Source organism: Beutenbergia cavernae DSM 12333, assembly GCF_000023105.1.
GTDB lineage: Bacteria > Actinomycetota > Actinomycetes > Actinomycetales > Beutenbergiaceae > Beutenbergia > Beutenbergia cavernae.
Genome location: NC_012669.1, coordinates 997,229 through 1,017,786, shown reverse-complemented (window position 1 = coordinate 1,017,786; position 20,558 = coordinate 997,229). Strand labels below are relative to the sequence as shown.

The following is a 20,558-nucleotide window of genomic DNA, read 5'->3' as shown; positions in this document are numbered from 1 at the left end:
ATCGTGCTGTCAGGGCATTCCGGGAGTGTATTCACCCCCGTGTTCACCTCCTGTCCAGATGAGGCGAAACCGCTTCGGCACAACGTCGATCCTCGGCCGCAGATTCCTGTTCACGCAGGTCATGGGGCGATCAGCCCCCCGTCGATCCCGCGGACACCGGCGGCCCACGCATCGTGCCCGGAGAGTCCGGCGGGATGCCGGGCCGCGGCACGCTCGTCGATGTCGATCCCCCAGCCCGGTGCCTCGTTCGGCGTGAGCCACCCGTCGGCGATCCGGAGCGTGCCCGGGAACACCTCGTGCACGGCCTCGGAGTAGACGTGCCCCTCCTGGATCCCGAACGCGGGTGACGTCACATCGAGCGCGACGTTCGCCGCGGCACCCACGGGCGACGTGTCGCCGGGGGCGTGCCAGGCCGTGCGGACGCCGACCAGCTCGGCGGCGGCCGCGAGCTTCCTCGCCGGCGTGAGCCCGCCGATCGCCGAGATGTGGGAGCGGATGAGGTCGACGCCGCCCCCCAGCACGAGGCGTGCCGCGTCGGTCATCGACGTCGTCAGCTCGCCGACGGCGATCGGCACGGGCGACGCGGCGCGCACGCCCGGCAGCGCGTCCCAGTGCTCGGGCGGCAGGACGTCCTCGAGGAAGAACAGTCGGTACGGCTCGAGCGATCGCGCGAGCACCACCGCCTGCTTCGGCGTCAGTCGCGAGTGGACGTCGTGGAGGAGCTCGACGTCCTCCCCCAGGCGGTCCCGCGCCGCCTCGAACAGGGCCGACGTGCGCGTGAGGTACTCCCCCACCCGCCACCCGCGCGGGAAGGGCGCCCCGGGTACCGTCTCGCCGTCGAGTCGCGGCGCGCCGTAGGAGCCGAGCCCGGGCTGCGCCACCTGCAGCCGGACGTGCCGCCAGCCGCGTCCGACGAACTCCTCCGCGCGGTCGAGCGTCTCGGCGACGTCGGCCCCACCGGCGTGGATGTACGTGTCAGCTGCGGCCCGGACCCGCCCGCCGAGCAGCTCGTGCACGGGCCGGCCGGCGCGCTTGCCGGCGATGTCCCACAGCGCCTGGTCGAGACCCGAGATCGCGTTGTTCCCGACCGGCCCCTCGCGCCAGTACGCCGAGAAGCGGGCGAGCCGGGTGAGGTCCTCGATGTCACCGGGGTAGCGCCCGACGACGAGCCGCGCCAGGTGCTCCTCGACGAACGTGACCACGGCCTTCCACCGCTGCGTGAACGTCGCGCAGCCCAGGCCGTACAGCCCGTCGTCGGACGTGTCGACGCGGACGACGACGAGCGGGATGCCCTCGGGCGCCGTGACGATCGCGCGGACGCCCGTGATCCGGACGTCACTCGGTGCGGACCAGGGCTGGGCGAGCTCGGGGACCGCCGCGCGGTCGCGGTCGAGCTCGGGGGTGACGGTGCTGATGCTCACGGGATCACTCCGGCGGTGGTTGGTGCCCGGTTCGGGTCGTGCGCGGGTTCGTGCAGGGAGTAGCGGGCTTCGAACCCGAGGAGGGTGCGCGCCCGGGCCACGTCGACGAGGCTCTCGCGGCCCACGATCGGACGGCGGCGCGGCACGGAGGGGGCGTGCGCGTCGAGCAGCTCGGCGGAGTCGACGGCGAGGAGCGTGTCCGGCGCAGACGCGCCGACGACGTGGGCGCCGGAGATGGGAGCGGTGAGCGCCGCGAGGACGAATGCTGCGGCGTCACGCAGGTCGAGGTAGGACCACCCCTCCCTGACCTCCTGCCCACCGCCCGGCGCACCGGCCACGCGCGCCGCGTGGGAGCGCAGCGCTTCCCACGTGCTGACGTGCGGAAACCGCACCGCCACGACGGTCATGCCCCAGTGGCTCGCCACCATCTCGGCCGTCAGCTCGTCGCTGCGCTTGGACAGCGAGTACCAGTCGTCGAGGTGCTCGGGGATGTCCTCGTCGATCGGGAAGTACGCCGGGAGGAGGTCGTGATGGTTCATGGGTACGCCGAACGCGTTGATGCTCGAGGCGATGACCGCCCGGCCGATGCCGCGCTCGCCGGCCTGGGCGAGCACGTTGAACGTCGCGTCCGTGTTCGTCCGATAGACGTCGTACGGCCGCCCCAGGTCCCGGTGCGCGATCGCCGCCAGGTGGACCACGGCGTCCACGCCCTCGAGCGCGTCGGCGACGTCGGCCTCGGACGTGGCGTCGCCCGTGACGATCCGCGTCGCGCGGCTCGCCGCCTCCCACCCGGGTGAGAGACCCGTGGTCGTCACGCCGGCGCCGGCGAGGACGTCCACGACGGAGCGCCCGATCCTGCCGTCCGCGCCCGTCACGAGGACGTGACGCGGCAGTGGGAGGCGGCCGGCGCCGTTGATCGCGCCCGCGAACCCATCCGTCACACGAACCTCCGACGTCGTCGTCTCTCAGCCACGCGAAGCGAAACCGCTTTCGCACCGCAGTGTGCCCCCGTACCCGGAGTGCTGTCAAGGGTTGAGGCGTTCGGAGAGAAAGCGGTATGTCGGTGCGTGCCACGCACCGGGCGGCTGACGGGCTGCTACTGCCCTGCCGCGCGGCGGCGAGCCAGGACGGCGCTGAGGTCGATCCCCGCGCCCGGGCTCACGGGCTCGGGCTCGCCCGCGCGAGTCTCCGCGGCGAGCGGGTCGGGGGTCTCGGCCGCACGTGCCTCGGCGGCGTCCGCACCCGTCGCCGCTGCCGGAGCGGCCCACGGCTCGGGCTGGCGCCGCGGCGCCGTCGGCTTGAGCGTGTAGGTCGGGACGGGCACGGGGACGGGCGTCCACCCGGCGCCGTCGTCCTCGATCCGGCTCTCCGGGCGCTGCCGCCCGGCGGGTCGGTCCACAGGGCCGCCGTCGGAGGTGTCGGCGCCCACGGCGTCCCAGCGCATGCCCAGGCCGGGCACGGCCTCCCGGGCGGCCGCGGACTCCTTCTCGGCGACGGCGCCACCGTCACCGAGCCGGGCCCGGAGCTGGGCAGCGGAGTTCGCCGGAGCGGTGCGGCGATCCCGGTTCCTCGACATCGACAGCTCGCGGGCGGCGTCCCGCGCATCGGCCCTCGACGATGCCGCTGCCGCCCGCCGACCGAGCACGAGCACGACGGCGAGGATCACCGTCGGCACCAGGGCGAGCAGGTAGGAGAAGTCGGCGATCGCGACGGCGCTCCAGGCGACGGCGCCGGTCACGATCAGCGCGAGGGTCAGCACGAGTCGGCGGCGGGCCGCGGCGGCACGCTCGGCGCGAGCGGCAGCGGCGGCTGCCCTGGTGGCGGCGACGCGTCGGGCCTCGACCGCGACGAGGCGCTCCGTCATCCCGGCGGGTCGGTTCACGACGGACTCTCCTCGGGTCGATCCGGCGGCGATCGCTCGCCTCGTGTGCAGTGCTGGTGCGGACGGCGCCGCGCGCGGGTGCCGGGTCGCCGGGCGGGCGCCCTGCCCGGCGGTGGCGACGAGGCGCAGGTCCGTCGAGAACCGGTCGTCGACCCGGGAGTCGAGTGCGACCTGCCGACGGCGGACGAGCGCCGGGACCAAGTACACGAAACACAGCAGGAACACCGCCAACAGCACATATCCGGCGGGGCTCACACGACGACGGTAGGCGCGACCCGCCGGGCGGGCCGTGAGGCGGGCGGGCGTGTCGCGGTGCGGAAGGTCAGTTGCCGCACCGGCAACCGAACCTCCGCACTCGGCGCACCGGAGTGGCGGACCGAGCTCCGTCCCGGGTCAGAGCCGGGACGGCAGCTGACGGGCGCGCGGAAGCAGCCCGCCAGGCACCTCCTCGACGGTCAACGCGAACGTGCGGTGGTCAGCCCAGTCGCCTTGGATGTGCAGGTACCGCACGCGCACCCCCTCGTCCCGGAACCCGAGCTTCTCGACCACCCGCAGGCTGGCGGCGTTCTCGGGCCGGATGTTGACCTCGATCCGGTGCAGCCCGAGCACGAACCAGCAGTAGTCGCTCGCCATCGCGACGGCGAGCGGCGTGATGCCCCGGCCGGCGGCGTCGCGCCCCACCCAGTAGCCGACGGACGCCGAGCAGAGCGACCCCAGCACGATCCCGGAGACCGTCAGCTGCCCGACGATCGCACCCCGCCACGTGATCGCGAACGGCAGCGCCGAGCCCGACCTCGCCTGCCGGTTCAGGTCACGCACGTACTCCGGGAACGTCGGCGGTCGGGACACCCACGGGCGCGGCGACGTCGCCTCCCACGGTGCCAGCCAGGCGCCGTTGGCGGCACGCAGCCGCGCCCACTCCGCCGAGTCGCGGTGCCGGAGGGGCCGAAGCACGACCTCACCCTCGGTGAGCCGCACGGGCCACATCAGTCCTCCAGCACGAGGCACGGCAGCTCGGTGCCGGCGGCCACGCTGTCGTCCTCCTCGCCGACGACGGCGAGCGCGTTCGCCCGGGCGAACGCGCTCAGCTGGAGCGCGTCGGGCGAACCCACCGGCGAGAACGTGTAGCCGTGGGCCGGTGACCCCACGAGCCGGCCGCGGACGAACTCGCGGAAGCCGCTGTGGGAGGCGAGCTCGCTCGTGGTGCGTGCCCGGATCGTGGGACGGTGCACGTCCGCGTACCCGGCCATCGCCAGCAGCGCCGGGCGCACGAACACCTCGAACGCGACGAGCGCCGCCACCGGGTCGCCGGGCAGCGCGAGGATCGGGACGCCGTCGCCGATCTCGCCCAGTCCCATCTGCCGGGTGGGCCACATCGCGAGGGCGTCGAAGCGCACGGTCCCGACGCCGGCGAGGACGTCGCGCACGGTGTCGCCGGCGCCGTAGCTGAGGCCGCCGGTCGTGATGACGAGGTCGGCGCGCACGAGCTGGTCCTCGAGCAGCTCGCGCAGGCGGGAGTGGTCGTCCGGCACGGCGCCCGCGCGGAACGTCGTGCCGCCCGCGTCGTGGACGGCGCTCGCGAGCGCGTGGCCGTTCGCGTCGTAGGCCTGGCCGACGTGCACGGGCTTGCCGGGCTCCACGAGCTCGTCCCCCACGGAGACGACGACGACGCGCGGCTTCGGGTGCACCCGCGCGCGCGGCCGGCCGAGCGCCGCGAGCAGCGCGATCTGGGCGGCGCCGACCCGGGTTCCGCGCGCGAGCGCGATCTCCCCCGAGCGCACGTCGACGGCCCGGGCCCGCACACCGTCGCCCGCCCGGACGGCAGCCCGGATGCGGACCCGCGCGTCGCCGGCATCGGTGCGGGCGAGCGGGACGACGGCGTCGGCCCCGCCGGGCATCGGCGCGCCGCTCGCGATCCGTGCGGCCGCCCCGACCACGAGCGTCGGCGCGTCCGGCGCTCCGGCGCGGACGTCGTCGCTGACCCGCAGCGTGAGGTCACCGTCCGGCGCCGCGGTGACGACGTCGGACGCCCGCACCGCGTAGCCGTCGAGGGCCGCGAGGTCGGCCTGGGGCAGGTCCGCCCCGGCGCGCACGTCCTCGGCGAGGACGCAGCCGGCGGCGTCGTGCAGGACGACCTCGAGAGGGGGCAGCGGCCCGACGGCGCCGAGCACGGCCGCCAGCTGGTCCGAGACGGATCTCACGCGGGGGCCACGCCGTCGCCGGTGCAGGACATGGTCGGAACACTACCCAGCGCGCGGCCGCTCGGGCGGGCTGGGCACCGGGGTGTCCGCGCGTTCCGCGCCGCCGCCCGATGTCGACGGCGGAGTCGCGACGACGCGGCCGGGTCGTCCCACGCGCCATCCCAGGTGTGCCAGAGTGGACGCATGAGTTCAGCGGCGAACTTCACGGCGGGTCCGCACGGCGCGGAGCGGACGAAGGACCAGCTCCGGGTGGAGGCAAGGGCCAGGCGCACCGGCCGATCGTCCAAGGCCCGCGTGAGTGCCGCCGCCGGGATCGCCGATCGTGCTGCCGAGCTGCTCGAGGCGCGTGCCGACGGAGTCACGTGCGTCGCCGCGTACGCCTCCCGTCCCGCCGAACCGGGGACGGCGCCCCTCCTCGACCTGCTCGACCAGCGCGGCGTGCGCGTGCTGCTGCCGGTCCTCGGGCCGGGGCTCGCCCGCGGGTGGGCGGAGTACGCGGACGCCGACGACCTGGCGGTCCGCGCGCCGGGCCGACCGCCGGAACCGTCTGGGCCGGCGTCGGAGGCGGAGGCGCTCGGTGCGGCGGCGGTGGTCTTCGCGCCGGCTCTGGGCGTCGACGACGCCGGCATCCGCCTCGGCCAGGGCGGCGGCTGGTACGACCGGGCGCTCCACCACGCCGCTCCGGACGCGCTCGTCGTGGCGGTCGTGTTCGACGACGAGGTGCACGACGACGCGCTGCCCCGCGAGGAGCACGACGTCCCCGTCCACGCGGTGCTGACGCCGTCGTCGTGGTGGCTCGTGCCCCGCTGACGAACGTCCCGCCCGCCTCAGCCGGGGGCGAGCAGCCGCAGCGTCTCCTCCTCGGCGGCGGCCACGGCGTCGCGCGTGAACGGCCACGGGTACGTGTCACCCTCGGCCCACGCCCGCAGCTGGTCGGTGTAGTGCGGGGACGCCGGGTGCCCGGAGTTCCCGGTGAAGTTCACCCAGGTGGACGCGTCGAGGTCGCCCAGGTCGACCACCATCCGCATCGACGGGATCGCCGTCACGGTGAAGTCCGGCGCCGCCTCGCCCCACTGCGTCGCATCCCAGCCCGTCGCGTCGACGATCGACGACCCGCCGCCGACCTCGATCGCGCTCGGGTTCATGAGACGGCGCACCGGGCCGGGCACGCCGTCGCCCCCGAGCACCGCGTGCTCCGGCGCGGCCCGGTGCAGGTTCCCCCACCGCCACCGGGTCGGGTCGGCGCCGAGCGCCGCCGTCAGCTGCCGGCGGGCGTCGACCAGCGCGTCGTGCAGCACCTCGTCCCTCGTCTCCACGAGCGCGACGGTCGTGGCGTCGTCCCACCACAGGTTCTCGGGCTCCTCGAGGAGGCGGCGGACGACCTCGATCCACTGCGCACCGCCCGACGGCGCGACGGCCTCCGGGAGCTGGTCGGCGAACGTGCGGCGGAGCACGTTCGCCCACACGGTGGCGAAGAGCACGGCCCCCGCCGAGTCGGGGTCGGTGCGCTGGTCCCAGTCGGCGAGCAGCGCGCTCGCCTCGCCGGTGAAGTCGTCGACCTCGAGGTCGAGCAGCGAGGGCAGGAGGACGTCGGCGGCAGGGTCGAGCGTGTCGTTCTGGATCCGGGACATCGTCTCGGCCGTGATCGGGCGCCCGGCGTCGATCTCCGCCTGCAGCAGCGCGCGGATCCGCGCGGACCGGAACCCGTAGTCCCAGTCGTTCGTGAGGAACGGACCGACACCGGGCTCGGTCACGGCCTGGTTCGCCGCGACGATGAAGCCCTCCTCGGGGTCGGTCTCGGCCGGCATCTCCTCGGCCGGCACCGTGCCCTGCCAGTCGTACCGGGAGTCCCAGCCCGGCTGCGGCCAGGTCCCGTTCGACGGCGTGCCCCCGGACACGACGGCGCGCACCGGGATCCGGCCCGGCGCCTGGTAGCCGATCGTGCCGTCCGTCGTGGCGAACACGATGTTCTGTGAGGGAACCTCGAAGAGCGCGGCCGCCGCGGCGACGTCGTCCGCGTCCTGCGCCAGGTTCATCGCGAACACCGCGTCGGCCGAGCGGCCGGGCTCCAGCGCCGTCCACGCGAGCGCGACGCCGTACCCCTCCCGGGCCGGCCGCGGCGACCCCTCCGGCAGCGGCGCCTCGGTGGCGAGCTCGAGATCGGGCAGCACTTCGTCGACGAGCGGCCCGTGCTCCGTCGACCGCACCGTCAGCTGGATCGGGTCGGCCCCGTTGACCTCGATGGTCTCGGTGCGTTCGACCACGGGGACGCGCTCACCGTCCCGCAGGTACGTCCCGTCGGTGAAGAGTCGTTCGAGGTAGAAGTCGGTGACGTCGGCGCCGAGGTTCGTGAGGCCCCAGGCCAGTGCGTCGTTGTGCCCGATGATCACGCCCGGGAACCCCGCGAACGTGTACCCGGCGACGTCGAACGGGCACTCGTCGCCGACGTCGCGGCAGTGGAGGCCGGCCTGGTACCACAGGCCCGGCGCCGTGATCCCGAGGTGGGGGTCGTTCGCGAGGAGGGGATCCCCCGAGGCGGTGTGCTCGCCGCCGACGACCCACGAGTTCGAGCCGATGCCGTCGCCCTCGCCGAGCAGGTGCGGGACTGCCCCGAGCGCCTCGACGACCCCCGCGAGCGCGTCCTCGCTGCCCGCCGGCAGCGAGGCGTCGTCGACGTCGGGCGTGCCGGGGTCGGGGGGCGGCGACGACGGCGTCCCGTCCGTGATGATGGGCGGGTTCGTCTCGGCGGGGTACGGCGGGAAGAGGTCGCCGACGAGCGAGGTGTCCTGGGTGCTGCCGTACGCGGCCGCGCGCAGCAGCTCGTCGTCGTAGTTCCCCCGCAGGTCCCAGGCCATCGCCTTGAGCCACGCGACGGAGTCGATGGGGTCCCAGGGCTCGATCGCCTCGACGCTGACCTGCGTGCCGAGCACCGTGTACTCGATGGCCGCGGCGCTGGGCGTCCGCCGGTCGAGATAGGCGTTCACGCCGTCGGCGTACGCCGTGAGGTGGTCGCGGGTCTGCTGACTCAGCAGGTCCCACTCCTGCTCGGCGACCCGCCGCCACCCGAACGTGCGGATCACGGAGTCGGCCTGGATCGCCGCCTCCTGGTCGCCCACCAGCTCCGCGACCCGGCCGGAGGTGACGTGGCGCCGATAGTCCATCTCGAAGAAGCGGTCCTGCGCGTGGACATAGCCCTGCGCGAAGAACAGGTCGTGCGGGTCGTCGGCGTAGATCTGCGGGATGCCGAGATCGTCGCGGACCACGTCGACGTCGTTGCCGAGACCCGGGATCCGGGTCTCGCCGGACGTGGTCGGCAGGGGCCGGCGGATGACGATCGCGGCTGTGACGGTCGACGCCGCGAGCACCACGACGAGGACGACGGCCACGGCGGTGACGACGCGGCGGACGAGCGAGGCTGACACGGGCTCGAGCGTATCCGTCCCCGAGCGAGGACTCCGGAGGCGGCGCCAGCGGGCAGGATCGGGGCCGACGAGAAGGGCAGTAGAGTTGGCACTCGGTAGTGACAAGTGCTAGCGGCGGCGTCATCCGCATCCGTCGCCGAGGAGGATCCGTGCCGACCTACGCCTACCGGTGCACCGCGTGCCAGCACGCGTTCGACGTGCACCAGTCGTTCTCCGACGACGCCCTGACCGAGTGCCCCGAGTGCGGCGGCTCGCTCCGCAAGGTGTTCTCCGCCGTCGGCGTCGTCTTCAAGGGCTCCGGGTTCTACCGGAACGACGCCCGGGGCGGCACGGCGGGCGCGGCGACGGCGTCCGGCGGCGGCACGGAGAGCGCGTCGACGCCGTCCACGTCGTCCGGGTCCGACTCCACGTCGAGCTCGAGCACCTCGTCCGGCACGTCCTCGACCACCACGGCGACGAAGCCCGCGGCCGCCGCGGCATCCTGAGCCGCCGGTTGTCCCCGGTGTGAGACCGGGGCCGCCTCGGCCCGTGCGTCCCCAGGGGCGGGCCCGTGGTCGCGGGCGCCGGACCTAGCGTCCGTGGGATGGCACGCCTCCCCAGCGACAGTCCTCCCCGGGCGCCGTCCCGGACGTCACGGCATGTGCGCGTCGCGCTCTGGCGCGCTCGGCACGTCGTGGCGGCGCTCGCCCTCGCCGTGGCTGCGACGATGGCGCTCGCGACGCTGCGACCACCCGATCCCCCGAGCGTCGACGTCCTGGTCGCCGCGCACGACATCGCCGCCGCACAGGAGATCGTCCCGGCCGACGTCCGGGTCGTGGCGCTGCCCGCCGACGCCGTCCCGCCCGACGCGCTGGACGCGGCCGACGACGTCGTCGGTCGGCAGCTGGCGCACGCCCTCCCGGCCGGATACCCGCTCGGGCCGGGCATGGTGCTCGGTCCCGGACTCGCCGACGGCGCGCCGCGAGGCACGACGGTGGTGCCCGTGCGGTTCGCCGACCCCCTCCTGACGTCGGTGCTCGAGCCGGGCGCGACCGTCGACCTGGTCGCCGCCGGCGACCAGGAGGCGGGAGCCCACGTCCTGGCGACGGACGCCGTCGTGCTCGCGCGAGTGGATGGCGAGGCGGGCGGCGGCATCGGCGGACTCACGTCGTCGGCCCCCGACGCACCTCTGCTCCTGGTCGCGGTTCGCCCCGACGTGGCTACGCTCGTCGTCGAGGCGAGCGCCCGCGGCACGCTCACGGTGGTCCTCGTGCCCTCGCCCTGACGCCGACCCGAGGAGACACGCATGTCGCAGCAAGGACCGGCCGCAGGAGCCGCGGCGCAACGAAGGGCCGCCGCCGCGAAGGCCGGCGGCATGCTCAGCGGCTTCAAGGAGTTCATCGCCCGCGGGAATGCCGTCGAGCTGGCGGTCGGGATCGTCATCGGCGCGGCGTTCACCGCCGTCATCACGGCGGTGGTCGAGGGTGTCCTCAACCCGCTCATCGGCGGCATCTTCGGCCAGCCCAACCTCGACAACATCTGGGTGTGGACGCTCAACGAGGGTGATCCCGCCGCGGGCATCCCGCCGTCCGAGATGAAGGTCGGCATGGTGCTGACCGCTCTCGTCAACTTCGTGCTCGTCGCGGCAGCGATCTACTTCCTCGTCGTCGCGCCGCTCAACGCCCTGGCGCGCCGCCGGGCTACCGGGCAGGAACCGGAGCCGGCGATCCCCGCGGAGGACATCCAGCTGCTCACCGAGATCCGCGACCTGCTCGCGCGCCAGGCTCCGGCCGGCGGTCCGGCCGGTGGCGGCGGCGCAGCACCGTCCGCACCGTCGTACCCGCCGCAGCCGCCCAGCGGGCCCGGCTCGGTCTGACCTGCGCGCCGCAGGCGCTGCCCGGCGTCAGCCCCAGTGCGGTGGGCGCTCGCGGCGCAACCGGTCGTCGTCGTCCGCGTCGTCGTCTCCCCAAGCCCGGTCGACGTCCTCCCAGGCGCGGTCCGGGATGACCGGCGGCTCCGTGGATGCCGGCGTCGCAGGAGCCGCGGGCGTCGTCGGACGGCGGCGCTCGCCCGTGCGCAAGCGCGCGAGCGCTGCTCCGAGCACGGCGTCCACCCGCCCACCGCGGCGGGCGATGCCGAGCTCGGTGCGCACGGCGGCGAGCAGGTCCTCGTCCTCGCGTGGCTCACCCTCGTCGAGCCACCGGAGCAGCTCGTCGAGCTGGTCGTCGGTGTAGGCGCCGATCGGCAGGCCGGCCTCGAGGTCCGGCCGGGCGGGCGCCGCCGACGTCCCGGTCTGGGCGGGGTCGGCGACGTCGGGCACGTCCTCGTCGGGGCCTTCCTCGTCGTCGAGCCGCTCCGGCGGCCCGACGACCGGAACGTGCACGGAACCGGTCGTGCGGCGGGACCGGACCAGCTCGGTGACCAGGTCGCAGATGCGTTGAGCCTCACCCTGCGGGTCCATGAACACGGCGGTCGACGGGAGCATCCGCACCGTCCAGCCGCGACGCTCGAGCCGCTCGATGCGGTGTCTGTCCCGGGTGCGCAGGCTCGGCGAGGCCACGTACTCCGCGTCGTCGGTGAGGACGGCGAGCAGCAGCCGCCCCGGAAGCTCCGGGTGGCCGATCGCGAGCGGGACGCGGACCCCGCCCGCCGGTCCGTACTGCGGCACGACCGTGAGCCCCATCCGCCAGAGCCGCTCGGCCAGGTCGACCAGCAGGGGGTCGGGGGGCGCGTCGTCGGTGGACGGGGGCAACGCGCCGTCCAGCGCGGCGAACTCGAGCAGGTCGTGGAGCAGCAGCGGACCCTCGGAGCGCAGGCGCCCGCGGTCGAACTCGTCCGGCGCGATGCAGCTGACGACGACGAGCCTGCTGCGGCTCGCGGCGATCGCCTCCACGAGCAGCGACGCGCCACGCGGGCCGCTCACGGCACCGAACCGGTGCAGCACCCTCCCGTGCGGCGTCTTGCCGAACCCGAGCGTGAGCACGACGGCGTCGCGGCGCAGCCCGGACGCCGCCTCCACGTCCACCACGGTGAACGGCTCGGGCCGGGCGGCGTCGAAGAACTCGGCCACCGCAGGACTGTGGGCCACGGTGCCGGCGACCGCCTCGCGGACGCGATCGGCGTGGCGGGCGTTGAGGGCGACGACGGCGAGGGACTCCTCCGGGCGCGTGAGCGCGTGGTCCACGACCACGTCGACCACCCGTGCGACCTCCTCGGCCACGCTCTCGACGGCGTCAGCGCCCGGGGCGGCGAGGCCGCGGCCGTCGACGAGGTCGAGCCGGATCCGGCTCGGCCCCGGCGGTGCGGGGACCGGGACGAGCACCTCGGCGTAGCCGTGGCGGACCAGGAACGCCGTCAGGTGCTCGTCCTCCTCGCCCCGGTCGGTGGGCAGCGTGAGCCGCGGCAGCAGCGGGGCGAGGGCGTCGACGACGCCGCCACCGGCACGCCGGGAGTCGCCCAGCACGACGACCTGACGGGCCCGGCCGATGGCCGCGACGGCCTGTTCGGTGGGCAGGTTCTGCACGTTGTCGAGCACGAGCAGATCGACGCGCGCACCCGGCTCGAGCACCTGCGGCACGAGCATCGGCGGCACGCTCCAGCACGGCACGACGGCCCCGGCCACCGGGGCGAACACGCGCGCCATCTCCCGCAGGTCGAACGTGTCACCGCTCCCGCGGCGAGCCTCCCGGGCCAGCGCGTACAGACCCTGCGCCTGCTCCTCGTGCTCGCGCATGACGCCCCGCAGGTGCCGCACGGTGGCACGGCGGACCGGGCCGACCAGGCTCGCGACCTGGCCCCGGTCGAGCGCACGCCAGCGGTCGGTGAGGGCGAGGAAGTCCTCGCCACCGGCATTCGCCAGCGCGGAGTCGGAGGCGAGCACGACGTCGAGCACGCTCGCCCACCACGCGAGGTCGAGCTCGGCACCCACCAACGACGTCGGCACCCGGCGGTCCGCCAGGTCGTCGACGAGGTCACCGAGTCCGACGTCGATGAGGCGGGCGAGCGCGGCCGTCCGCTCGGGCAGGGCGCGGGCGACCGACTCGTCGGCCGCGAGCGCGAGGAGGTGGTCCTCCAGCCCGGCGAGGGGCAGGGTGACGAGCGAGGTCGCCCCGTCTCCCGCGGGCAGCGTGGGCGCGAGGACCTCCTCGACCGACGCGACGGCGTCGCTCACGTCCTGCGTGGCCGTCTCCAGCGCGTCGAGCGACTCCGGCAGCCGCGGCCATCCGCCCGCGGGGCAGTGCAGGCGCCAGACGTCCCGCTGCGCCTGGACGTGCACGAGCTCTGCGTGCAGGTCGGTGACGTGCCGCCCCGGTCGCAGCAGGTCCTTCGCCTGGCGGCGCAGGCGGCGGCGCGTGCGCCAGGGCAGCGGCGCACCGTGCTGCGCCCGCTCCGCCCGTGGGGCTGTCGCCGCGACGAGGTCAGCAGCGGAACGTTCGAAGACCATCGGCTGGAACACGTCGAGCGCGCGCCGCACACCCTCGAGCATCGTCAGCTGCTCGCGCCACTGCGCGAGGCTGGACGCCGGAGCGAGCCCCGTCTGCGCGGCGGCCGCCGCGATCTGGCGCCTCAGACCGGGCAGCGTGCGGGCCGCGAGACGGTTGACCGTCTCGACGGCGCGGGTGGCCTCCTCGGCGCTGGCGAGACGGACGCCGTACCAGGGGCTGTCGGCCCTCCGCAGCTGGAACGCGCCGAGCGCACCGGCTCGCGCGAGCTCCTCGCCGGCCTGCTTCCGGGCCGGCGCGTCGAGTCGTTCGAGGATCGCGGCGTCGAGCCGCACCTCGGTGCGTGGCCCCGGTCGCTGGGCCGTCAGCGCGGCGAGCGCTTGGAGCGCGTCGTAGGCGGAGACGCCCCACCTGCTCCGGACCTCGTGCAGGGCGCGCACGTGGGCGACGAGGCTCCGGTGCACCTGCCCCAGCTCGAGACGCAGCGCGGCGACGGCGTCGTCGTCCACCTCGGGGACCGGTGCCGCCATCCGTGCGCCGAAGGCCTCCGCGGCCACGCGGGAGCGGTCGGCGTCGGACGTGAGGTCGAGCACGAGCTCGCCGATGCCGACGGCGGCGACGGTCTCGGCGAGCGCCGCACCGGCCCGACGCGTGCCCGGCACGTGCAGCACGGACCGCCCGGACGCGGCGGCGTCGGCGATGATCGCCGTGATGGTGCCGACGACGTCGGCGCCCGGCGGCGCGTCCACGAACAGGTGCCCACCCATCGCCACGGCGTCGAGCACCCGACGCTGGCCGGCGTCGAGGTCACCGACGCCCCGTTCCTGGGCGGGATCACGGTCGCCGTCGGCGGCGGGCGGGAGCGCCGACTCGAGTGCCGCGGCCGCCTCGTCGTCGCCCGCGAGCGCCGCGACGACGTCGTGCCCGGCGAGCCGCTCCGCGTCCAGGTCCTCCGCGAGGAGCTGCCCCGGGTGGGCGAACGAGCCGAGCACCACCCGCTCGTCGACGCGGACTCCGGGAAGTGCCGTCGCGAGGATCTCGTCGACCTCGGCGAGCAGCGCCCGCAGGTCGAGGGCGCCGCGCTGCGTCCGCTCGACGACGAGCCGCTCGAGCCGGCCGGCGCCGCCACCGAGCGCCCGCGCGAGCACCGGGTTGATCTCGATGCGGGGCGACAGCGCCAGCTCCACCTCGGCGTCGGTGCCGTGCGCAGGCACCGAGAGGTGGACGGGCCGCAGCAGCACCGGCGCCCGCCAGGGCTCCGACCCTGCGGCGGCGAGCTCGCCCTCGCCCTCCGACGCCGCCCGACCTTCCGGGTCCGCCGGCGTCCACGTCGCCACGCCGAGCGCGACGGAGGTGGCGGCCAGTCCGTAACGCTGCGCCAGCTCGTCGGACCGGGCCAGCACGAGACGCGCCCGACGGCGGGCGGTCCCCAGCGCACCCGGCTCGCGGACGAGGTTGGACAGCCGGGTCGGGCGGCCCGCGAACAGCTGCGCGATGCCGCCGGGGTGGGCGGCGGACAGGTCGAGGCCGGCGTCGCCCAGGGCGTCGATGTCGGCCAGTGCACTGTCCCCACCGAGGGCGGTCAGCGCCTCGCGCCAGCGCGCCACGGCGTCCGAGACCGCCGCCGCTCGCGTGGCCGCCTCGGCCTCGTGGTCCCGGCCGGCACCCGGCTCGGTGGGTTCGCCCGCCTCACCCGTCATCGACGTCGGAACCTCCTCGTGCGCCGTTGTCCCGCCCGGACCGGCGTGGATGGCAGCACTCACCCTGCCACGCTAACGATCCTGCGCTCCATCGTCGGGCAGACGCGCCCGGCTCGCACGGGTCGGACGCGGGCGTGCGGGCACGAAAAAGACGATGCGCACCGCGCAGGGGGCAGGCGGCGCGCATCGTCGAAATCCAGTATGCACCTCGACCGGTTGAGCACACAACTTCCGGGTCTCGGCCTCGGTGGGGGGTGTTGTCAACGGCCCGCAAGCACTAGTTTGCGAGGGTTGCCGTGCGGTGAACCCTCCTCACCGCCCATGGAGAACACGGGAGTCCACCATGTCCCACGTCCGCTCGCGCGTCACGCGAGCCCTGATGGCCGGCGCGCTCACCGGTGCGCTTGCGACCACAGGCTTCGTCACAGCAGCCCATGCGGAACCGGCCGGCACAGCGGCCGACCTTCCCTCCGCCGATTCCTTCGCCGCCGCCACCGGACGTGGTGGCGGCGTTGATGTCTCTGGGCTCGTCGGGCTCGAGGGCCCGACCGAGGTGTTCGTCCAGCTGGCGAGCACACCCGTCCTCGAGGCGCTCGACGCCTCCGGCGCGAGATCCGCGCAGGCCCAGGACGACGTGGCTGCGGACGCGGCTGCGCAGGTCGAGGCGGACGCCGACACCGTCGTCGCCGCCCTCGGCGACGCCGACGTCCTCTACACGACGACGAACGGCGTGGCCGGCGTCGCCGTGCGTGCCGACGCCGAGGCGTTGCGCGATCTGGCCGCCCGCGACGACGTCGTCGCGATCCTTCCGATCGTCCCGAAGACTCCGGCGTCGAACTCGGGCACCGACATCTTCACCGGCGCCGCCGACTCGTGGGAGTTCGCGGGCGTGACCGGCGAGGACACGACGATCGCCGTCATCGACACCGGCATCGACTACACGCATGCGTCGTTCGGCGACTCCGCCCTCACGTACCCGACGTCCGCGGACGGCTTCGACGACGACGTCGCGTGGCCGCAGGGCAAGATCACGGACGGCTGGGACTTCGTGGGCCACGCCTACAACGGCGGGTACTCGGACGACCCGGCGGTGCCGGACTCCAACCCGATCGACGAGAGCGCGGCTCTGTGCACGCCCCCGGAGGGTGTGCCGCCGGGCAGCGGGCACGGCTCGCACGTCGCGGGCACCGCGGCCGGCTACGGCGTCGACGCCGAGGGCGAGACGTTCGCCGGCGACTACGCGGCCCTCACCGACGACGAGCTGAACACGTTCCAGGTGGGCCCCGGCTCGGCACCGGAGGCGGACCTCGTCGCGCTCAAGGTCTTCGGCTGCGCAGGGTCGACGGCGTACGTCGGCGCCGCGCTCGACTGGCTGCTCGCGCCGGACGCGCCGGAGGTCGACGTCGTCAACCTCTCCGTCGGCTCGGAGTTCTCGCTGGTGGACGACCCCGAGAACCTGCTCATCGACGCGCTCGTCGCGGCGGGCATCGTCGTCGTCACGTCCGCCGGCAACTCGGGCGACGTGTACGACGTCGGCGGTTCGCCCGGGAACGCGAACGGCTCCCTCGCCGTCGCGAACTCCCTGGGCAACACGTTCCTGTTCGAGGGCGTCGAGGCGTACGTGGACGGCGCGACCGAGCCGCTCGTCCTCCCGGGCCAGTACTCGGTGAACTTCACGGGCACCTACCCGCCGGACCCGATCGAGGTCGTCACGCTGACCCCGGGCACGCTGCCGTACAACTCGGGCTGTGAGCCGTTCACCGCCGACGACGCCGCGCGCGTGGCCGGCAAGGTCGTCACCCTGGCGTGGGACAACTCCGTCGCCCTGCCGTGCGGCTCGGCCGCCCGCTTCACCAACGCGTCCAACGCGGGCGCCGCGGGCGTCGTGCTGACCAGCACCGACGAGGCCTTCGAGGCCGGGATCGCCGGCAACGCGGTCATCCCGGGCATCCAGCTGACCGGCCCGGCGACGGACGAGCTGTTCGCGTTCGACCCGGCCACCGGCGTCGTCGACATCCTGTCGGAGACGCTGAGCGTCCGGTTCGACCCGAGCCTGTCGGTCACGGCGCCTGCGCCGTCCGTCGCGGACACGCTCAACGCGTCGTCCTCGCGCGGCGTCCACGGCTCCCGCGGCATCGTCAAGCCCGACGTGGCCGCACCAGGCACGTCGATCTCGTCGGTCGCCGTCGGCACGGGCAACGGCGCGTCGGTGAAGTCGGGGACGTCGATGGCGTCGCCGCACGTCGCCGGCATCGCTGCCCTGACCGTGCAGGCGCACCCCGACTGGAGCGCCCTGCAGGTCAAGACGGCTGTCATCAACACCGCCAACCACGACGTGCGGCTGGGCGAGACCCCGTTCGGCCCGCAGCGGGTCGGCACGGGCCGTGTCGACGCCCTGCAGGCCACGCTCGACACCGTGCTCGCGTACGACGCGGAGAACCCGCTCGGCGTCTCGGCGAACTTCGGCGTGGTCGAGGTCGGCGCGGACGCCGTGTCCCTCACCCGCACCGTCGAGGTCGCCAACCACGGCACGGCCGACGTGACGCTCGGTGCCTCCTACCGGCCGCAGTCGCCGGTGGCCGGCGTCGAGTACACGCTCTCCGCGTCCGAGGTGAGCGTGCCGGCCGGCGGCACCGCGTCCGTCGACGTCACGCTCACCGTGGCCGACCCGGCAGCGCTCGCGAAGGACATCGACCCGACGGTGAGCGCCGTCGACGCCACGTACGGGCTCCCGCGGGAGTTCCTCTCGACGGCGACCGGGTGGCTCGAGCTGACCGGTGCGCCGAACGTCGAGGGCCCGCTGCGGGTCTCGGTCTCGGCGGCCGTGAAGCCGGTGGCGGACATCGCCGGCGGTGACGTGGTCTTCGGTGACGAGGCCGCCACGACGACGACGCTGCCGCTCACGGGTCGTGGCCTCGCCCAGGACGGGTACACCTCGGCGGTCGTCCCGCTCGAGCTGGCTGCGACGTCGGAGCAGATCCCGGCGGACGAGCTGCAGAACCCGTCAGCGGCCGGGGCGGACCTCGCGGCCGTCGGCACGGCTCCGTTTACGTTCACCGACTCGGGTGGCGTCGACCACGGCTACGTCGGCTTCGGCATCGCGACGCACGCGCCGTGGACGACGCTCGGTCGCGCCACGTCGTTCGCCGTGGAGGTCGACACGGGCGACAACGCCGGCCCGTACACCGTCGAGGTGCAGAAGCTCACGGACTCCGTGGGCGACCCGCACGACATCACGATCGTCGCGGTGTTCGACGCGGCCGGCACCAACACCGGCCTCGAGTTCCTGAACAACGTGCTCGGGGACACGGACACCAACACGTTCGACACGTCGGTCGCGTACCTGCCGGTGGAGCTGGCGGCGCTCGGGTTCACGCCCGAGCAGGTCGCCGCGGACGAGGTCGCGTTCTCCTACTCCGTGAGCGGCCTCTCCTGGTACGCGGAGCCGCCGAGCGAGGACCAGGGCCTCGTCCTGGACACGATCGAGGGCCTGTCGTACGACGCGGCCGACACGCTGGAGTTCGGGGACGGCACGTCACCGCTGTACGTGGCGCAGCCCGACACCGGGATCACGGTGAGCCGTCCGGGCAACCCGGACGCACCGCCGTTCCCGGCGGCGGCGTCCGACGTCACGCCCACCGACGACTCGGTGCTCCTGCTCAACCTGCACAACGCCGTCGGCGCCCAGTTCCAGGTCATCCCGGTCGAGCAGGTGACGGAGCCGGAGCCGCCCGCGGGCGTGAGCCTGGAGACGACGACGCGGCCGGGCTGCCTCGCCGGCTTCGCGTACGTGCTCGTGAAGGTCACGAACACGGACGAGGTCACGGCGCGGGTGAGCATCGACACGCCGTTCCTGGACGTGACGTACCCGCGGGTGCGTCCGGACCGGTCCGTCTACGACGTCGTCACGACGTTCCAGCGGTCGATCGCCCCGGGCACCGTCACGGTGACGGGGACGGCGACCGTCGACGGCGAGGTGCGCGAGAGCGTCTACGACGTCGCCTACGAGGGCATCACGTGCCAGCGCGGCTCGTGGTCGATCAGCTGACGCCGAGGTGAGGTGACGACGGGGCGGTGACCTGCTGGTCACCGCCCCGTCGTCGTCTCGGCGATCGACCCTGTGGCCGGTCCGCGGGACGATGGTGCCGTGAGGTCAGCATGAGCACGTCCGCCGTCCGCAGCAGCCGCACCGAACGCCTCGACGACCTGCCGGTCTCCCGCGAGCACGTCCGGCTGGTGTGGGGCTCGGGGATCGGGTGGGCGCTGGACGCGTTCGACGTCGGGCTCATCTCGTTCGTGCTCGCGCAGCTCGCCGTGACGTGGCAGGCGAGCCCGGGCGAGCTGTCGTGGATCGCCTCGCTGGGCTTCGTCGGGATGGCCGTCGGCGCCGCGCTCGGAGGTCTGCTCGCGGACCGCGTCGGCCGGCGCACGGTCTTCGCCCTGACGCTGCTGGTCTACGGGGTCGCGACCGGCGTCTCCGCCCTGGCCTGGTCCGTCGCGGCTCTCGCGGCACTGCGCGTCGTCGTCGGTCTCGGGCTCGGTGCCGAGCTGCCCGTGGCGTCGACGCTCGTCAGCGAGTTCGCCCCGCGGCGCGTGCGCGGCCGCGCCGTCGTGTGGCTCGAGTCGTTCTGGGCGCTCGGCTGGCTGCTCGCCGCCGTGGTCGGCTTCCTCGTCGTCCCCCGCGGCGACGACGGGTGGCGCTGGGCGCTCGCGATCGGCGCCGTCCCGGCCGTCTACGCGATCGTCGTCCGCCTCGGCCTGCCCGAGTCCGTGCGCTTCCTCGAGCTGCGCGGACGCCATCGGGAGGCCGAGCTGACGGTCCGCCGGTTCGAGCGCGCGTCAGGCGTCGAGACGGTCGGGCCGCTGCCGGCCGATGAACCGCCCGGGGCGCGGGAGCGCGGCAGCGCGTGGCAGGGCGTCCGGTCGCTGTGGCGTCCCCGGCTGCGCCGCGCCACCGGCGGGCTCTGGACGGTGTGGTTCTTCGTCAACCTGTCGTACTACGGCGCGTTCATCTGGATCCCGACCCTGCTCGTCGCCGCCGGACACACGCTCACGAAGTCGTTCGAGTACACGCTGATCATCACGCTGGCCCAGCTGCCCGGGTACGCCGTCGCGGCCTGGCTGATCGAGCGGTGGGGACGACGTCGGACCCTGGCGGTCTTCCTCGTGGGCTCGGCGCTCGCGGCCGTCGGCTTCGGGACGGCCGGCTCGACGACGGCGATCCTCGTGTTCGGTTCGCTCCTGTCGTTCTTCAACCTCGGCGCGTGGGGTGCGCTGTACGCCGTGACACCCGAGGTGTACCCGACGGCGCTGCGCGGCACGGGTGCCGGCTGGGCGGCCGGCGCCGGACGCGTCGCGTCGATCCTCGCGCCGTTCCTCGTGGCGTGGCTGCAGCCCCGGGGCGTCGGGCTGCTCTTCGCCGTGTTCGCGGCCGCGTTCGCCGTCGCCGCGGCGGCCACCACCGCCCTGCCCGAACGCGCCGGGGCGGCTCTCGAGAGCTGAGACGCCGCG

13 protein-coding genes are annotated in these 20,558 nt (G+C 74.6%); 6 read left to right on the top strand and 7 right to left on the bottom strand.

Annotated features, from left to right (window positions below; all coding sequences use genetic code 11):
* Positions 1–119: 119 nt before the first annotated feature.
* The 5 genes from BCAV_RS04570 to BCAV_RS04550 form a co-directional block, all read right to left on the bottom strand.
* Positions 120–1,421 (bottom strand): enolase C-terminal domain-like protein, encoded by a 1,302-nt coding sequence (locus BCAV_RS04570; protein ID WP_012725950.1) that lies wholly within the window; start codon positions 1,419–1,421, stop codon positions 120–122.
* Entirely contained in the window at positions 1,418–2,362 is a 945-nt protein-coding gene (locus BCAV_RS04565; RefSeq protein WP_012725949.1) for an NAD-dependent epimerase/dehydratase family protein, read from the bottom strand. Before BCAV_RS04565 ends, BCAV_RS04570 begins: the two co-directional genes overlap by 4 nt.
* A gap of 155 nt (positions 2,363–2,517) precedes the next feature.
* On the bottom strand, positions 2,518–3,558 hold the full coding sequence (locus BCAV_RS04560) for a hypothetical protein (RefSeq protein WP_012725948.1): 1,041 nt from the start codon (positions 3,556–3,558) through the stop codon (positions 2,518–2,520).
* A 138-nt stretch (positions 3,559–3,696) separates the two neighbouring features.
* Positions 3,697–4,290, bottom strand: coding sequence for a GNAT family N-acetyltransferase (locus tag BCAV_RS04555; RefSeq protein ID WP_012725947.1), 594 nt, complete (start codon positions 4,288–4,290; stop codon positions 3,697–3,699).
* Complete coding sequence (locus tag BCAV_RS04550; RefSeq protein ID WP_012725946.1) at positions 4,290–5,504, bottom strand: molybdopterin molybdotransferase MoeA; 1,215 nt, start codon at positions 5,502–5,504, stop codon at positions 4,290–4,292. The genes BCAV_RS04555 and BCAV_RS04550 overlap by 1 nt, the downstream gene beginning before the upstream one ends.
* Before the next feature lie 183 nt (positions 5,505–5,687).
* Here BCAV_RS04550 and BCAV_RS04545 point away from each other — a divergent pair, with 183 nt between their 5' ends.
* Positions 5,688–6,314 carry a 5-formyltetrahydrofolate cyclo-ligase gene (locus BCAV_RS04545; RefSeq protein WP_012725945.1) on the top strand — a complete coding sequence of 209 codons (627 nt, stop codon included), beginning with the start codon at positions 5,688–5,690 and terminating at the stop codon, positions 6,312–6,314.
* Between the two features lie 17 nt (positions 6,315–6,331).
* Here the strand turns inward: BCAV_RS04545 and BCAV_RS04540 are convergent, their stop codons facing one another.
* Positions 6,332–8,926, bottom strand: a complete 2,595-nt coding sequence (locus tag BCAV_RS04540) for a penicillin acylase family protein (RefSeq protein WP_012725944.1) — start codon at positions 8,924–8,926, stop codon at positions 6,332–6,334.
* 149 nt (positions 8,927–9,075) lie between these two features.
* On the opposite strand from BCAV_RS04540, the gene BCAV_RS04535 reads away from it, so the two are divergent.
* The 3 genes from BCAV_RS04535 (at position 9,076) to mscL (ending at position 10,781) form a co-directional block, all read left to right on the top strand.
* Positions 9,076–9,411, top strand: coding sequence for an FmdB family zinc ribbon protein (locus tag BCAV_RS04535; protein ID WP_012725943.1), 336 nt, complete (start codon positions 9,076–9,078; stop codon positions 9,409–9,411).
* 98 nt (positions 9,412–9,509) lie between these two features.
* Complete coding sequence (locus tag BCAV_RS04530) at positions 9,510–10,190, top strand: SAF domain-containing protein (RefSeq protein ID WP_043346577.1); 681 nt, start codon at positions 9,510–9,512, stop codon at positions 10,188–10,190.
* A gap of 21 nt (positions 10,191–10,211) precedes the next feature.
* Positions 10,212–10,781, top strand: a complete 570-nt coding sequence (mscL, locus tag BCAV_RS04525; RefSeq protein WP_280956286.1) for a large conductance mechanosensitive channel protein MscL — start codon at positions 10,212–10,214, stop codon at positions 10,779–10,781.
* Between the two features lie 27 nt (positions 10,782–10,808).
* On the opposite strand, the gene BCAV_RS04520 is transcribed toward mscL, so the two are convergent.
* Complete coding sequence (locus BCAV_RS04520; protein WP_144016710.1) at positions 10,809–15,110, bottom strand: hypothetical protein; 4,302 nt, start codon at positions 15,108–15,110, stop codon at positions 10,809–10,811.
* 280 nt (positions 15,111–15,390) lie between these two features.
* Here BCAV_RS04520 and BCAV_RS23500 point away from each other — a divergent pair, with 280 nt between their 5' ends.
* Together BCAV_RS23500 and BCAV_RS04510 are read left to right on the top strand one after the other, a co-directional pair.
* The gene (locus tag BCAV_RS23500; RefSeq protein WP_012725939.1) at positions 15,391–19,095 is read left to right on the top strand and encodes a S8 family serine peptidase; all 3,705 of its coding nucleotides are present in this window, start codon (positions 15,391–15,393) and stop codon (positions 19,093–19,095) included.
* A 110-nt stretch (positions 19,096–19,205) separates the two neighbouring features.
* On the top strand, positions 19,206–20,549 hold the full coding sequence (locus tag BCAV_RS04510; protein ID WP_012725938.1) for an MFS transporter: 1,344 nt from the start codon (positions 19,206–19,208) through the stop codon (positions 20,547–20,549).
* The last annotated feature ends 9 nt before the right edge of the window (positions 20,550–20,558 follow it).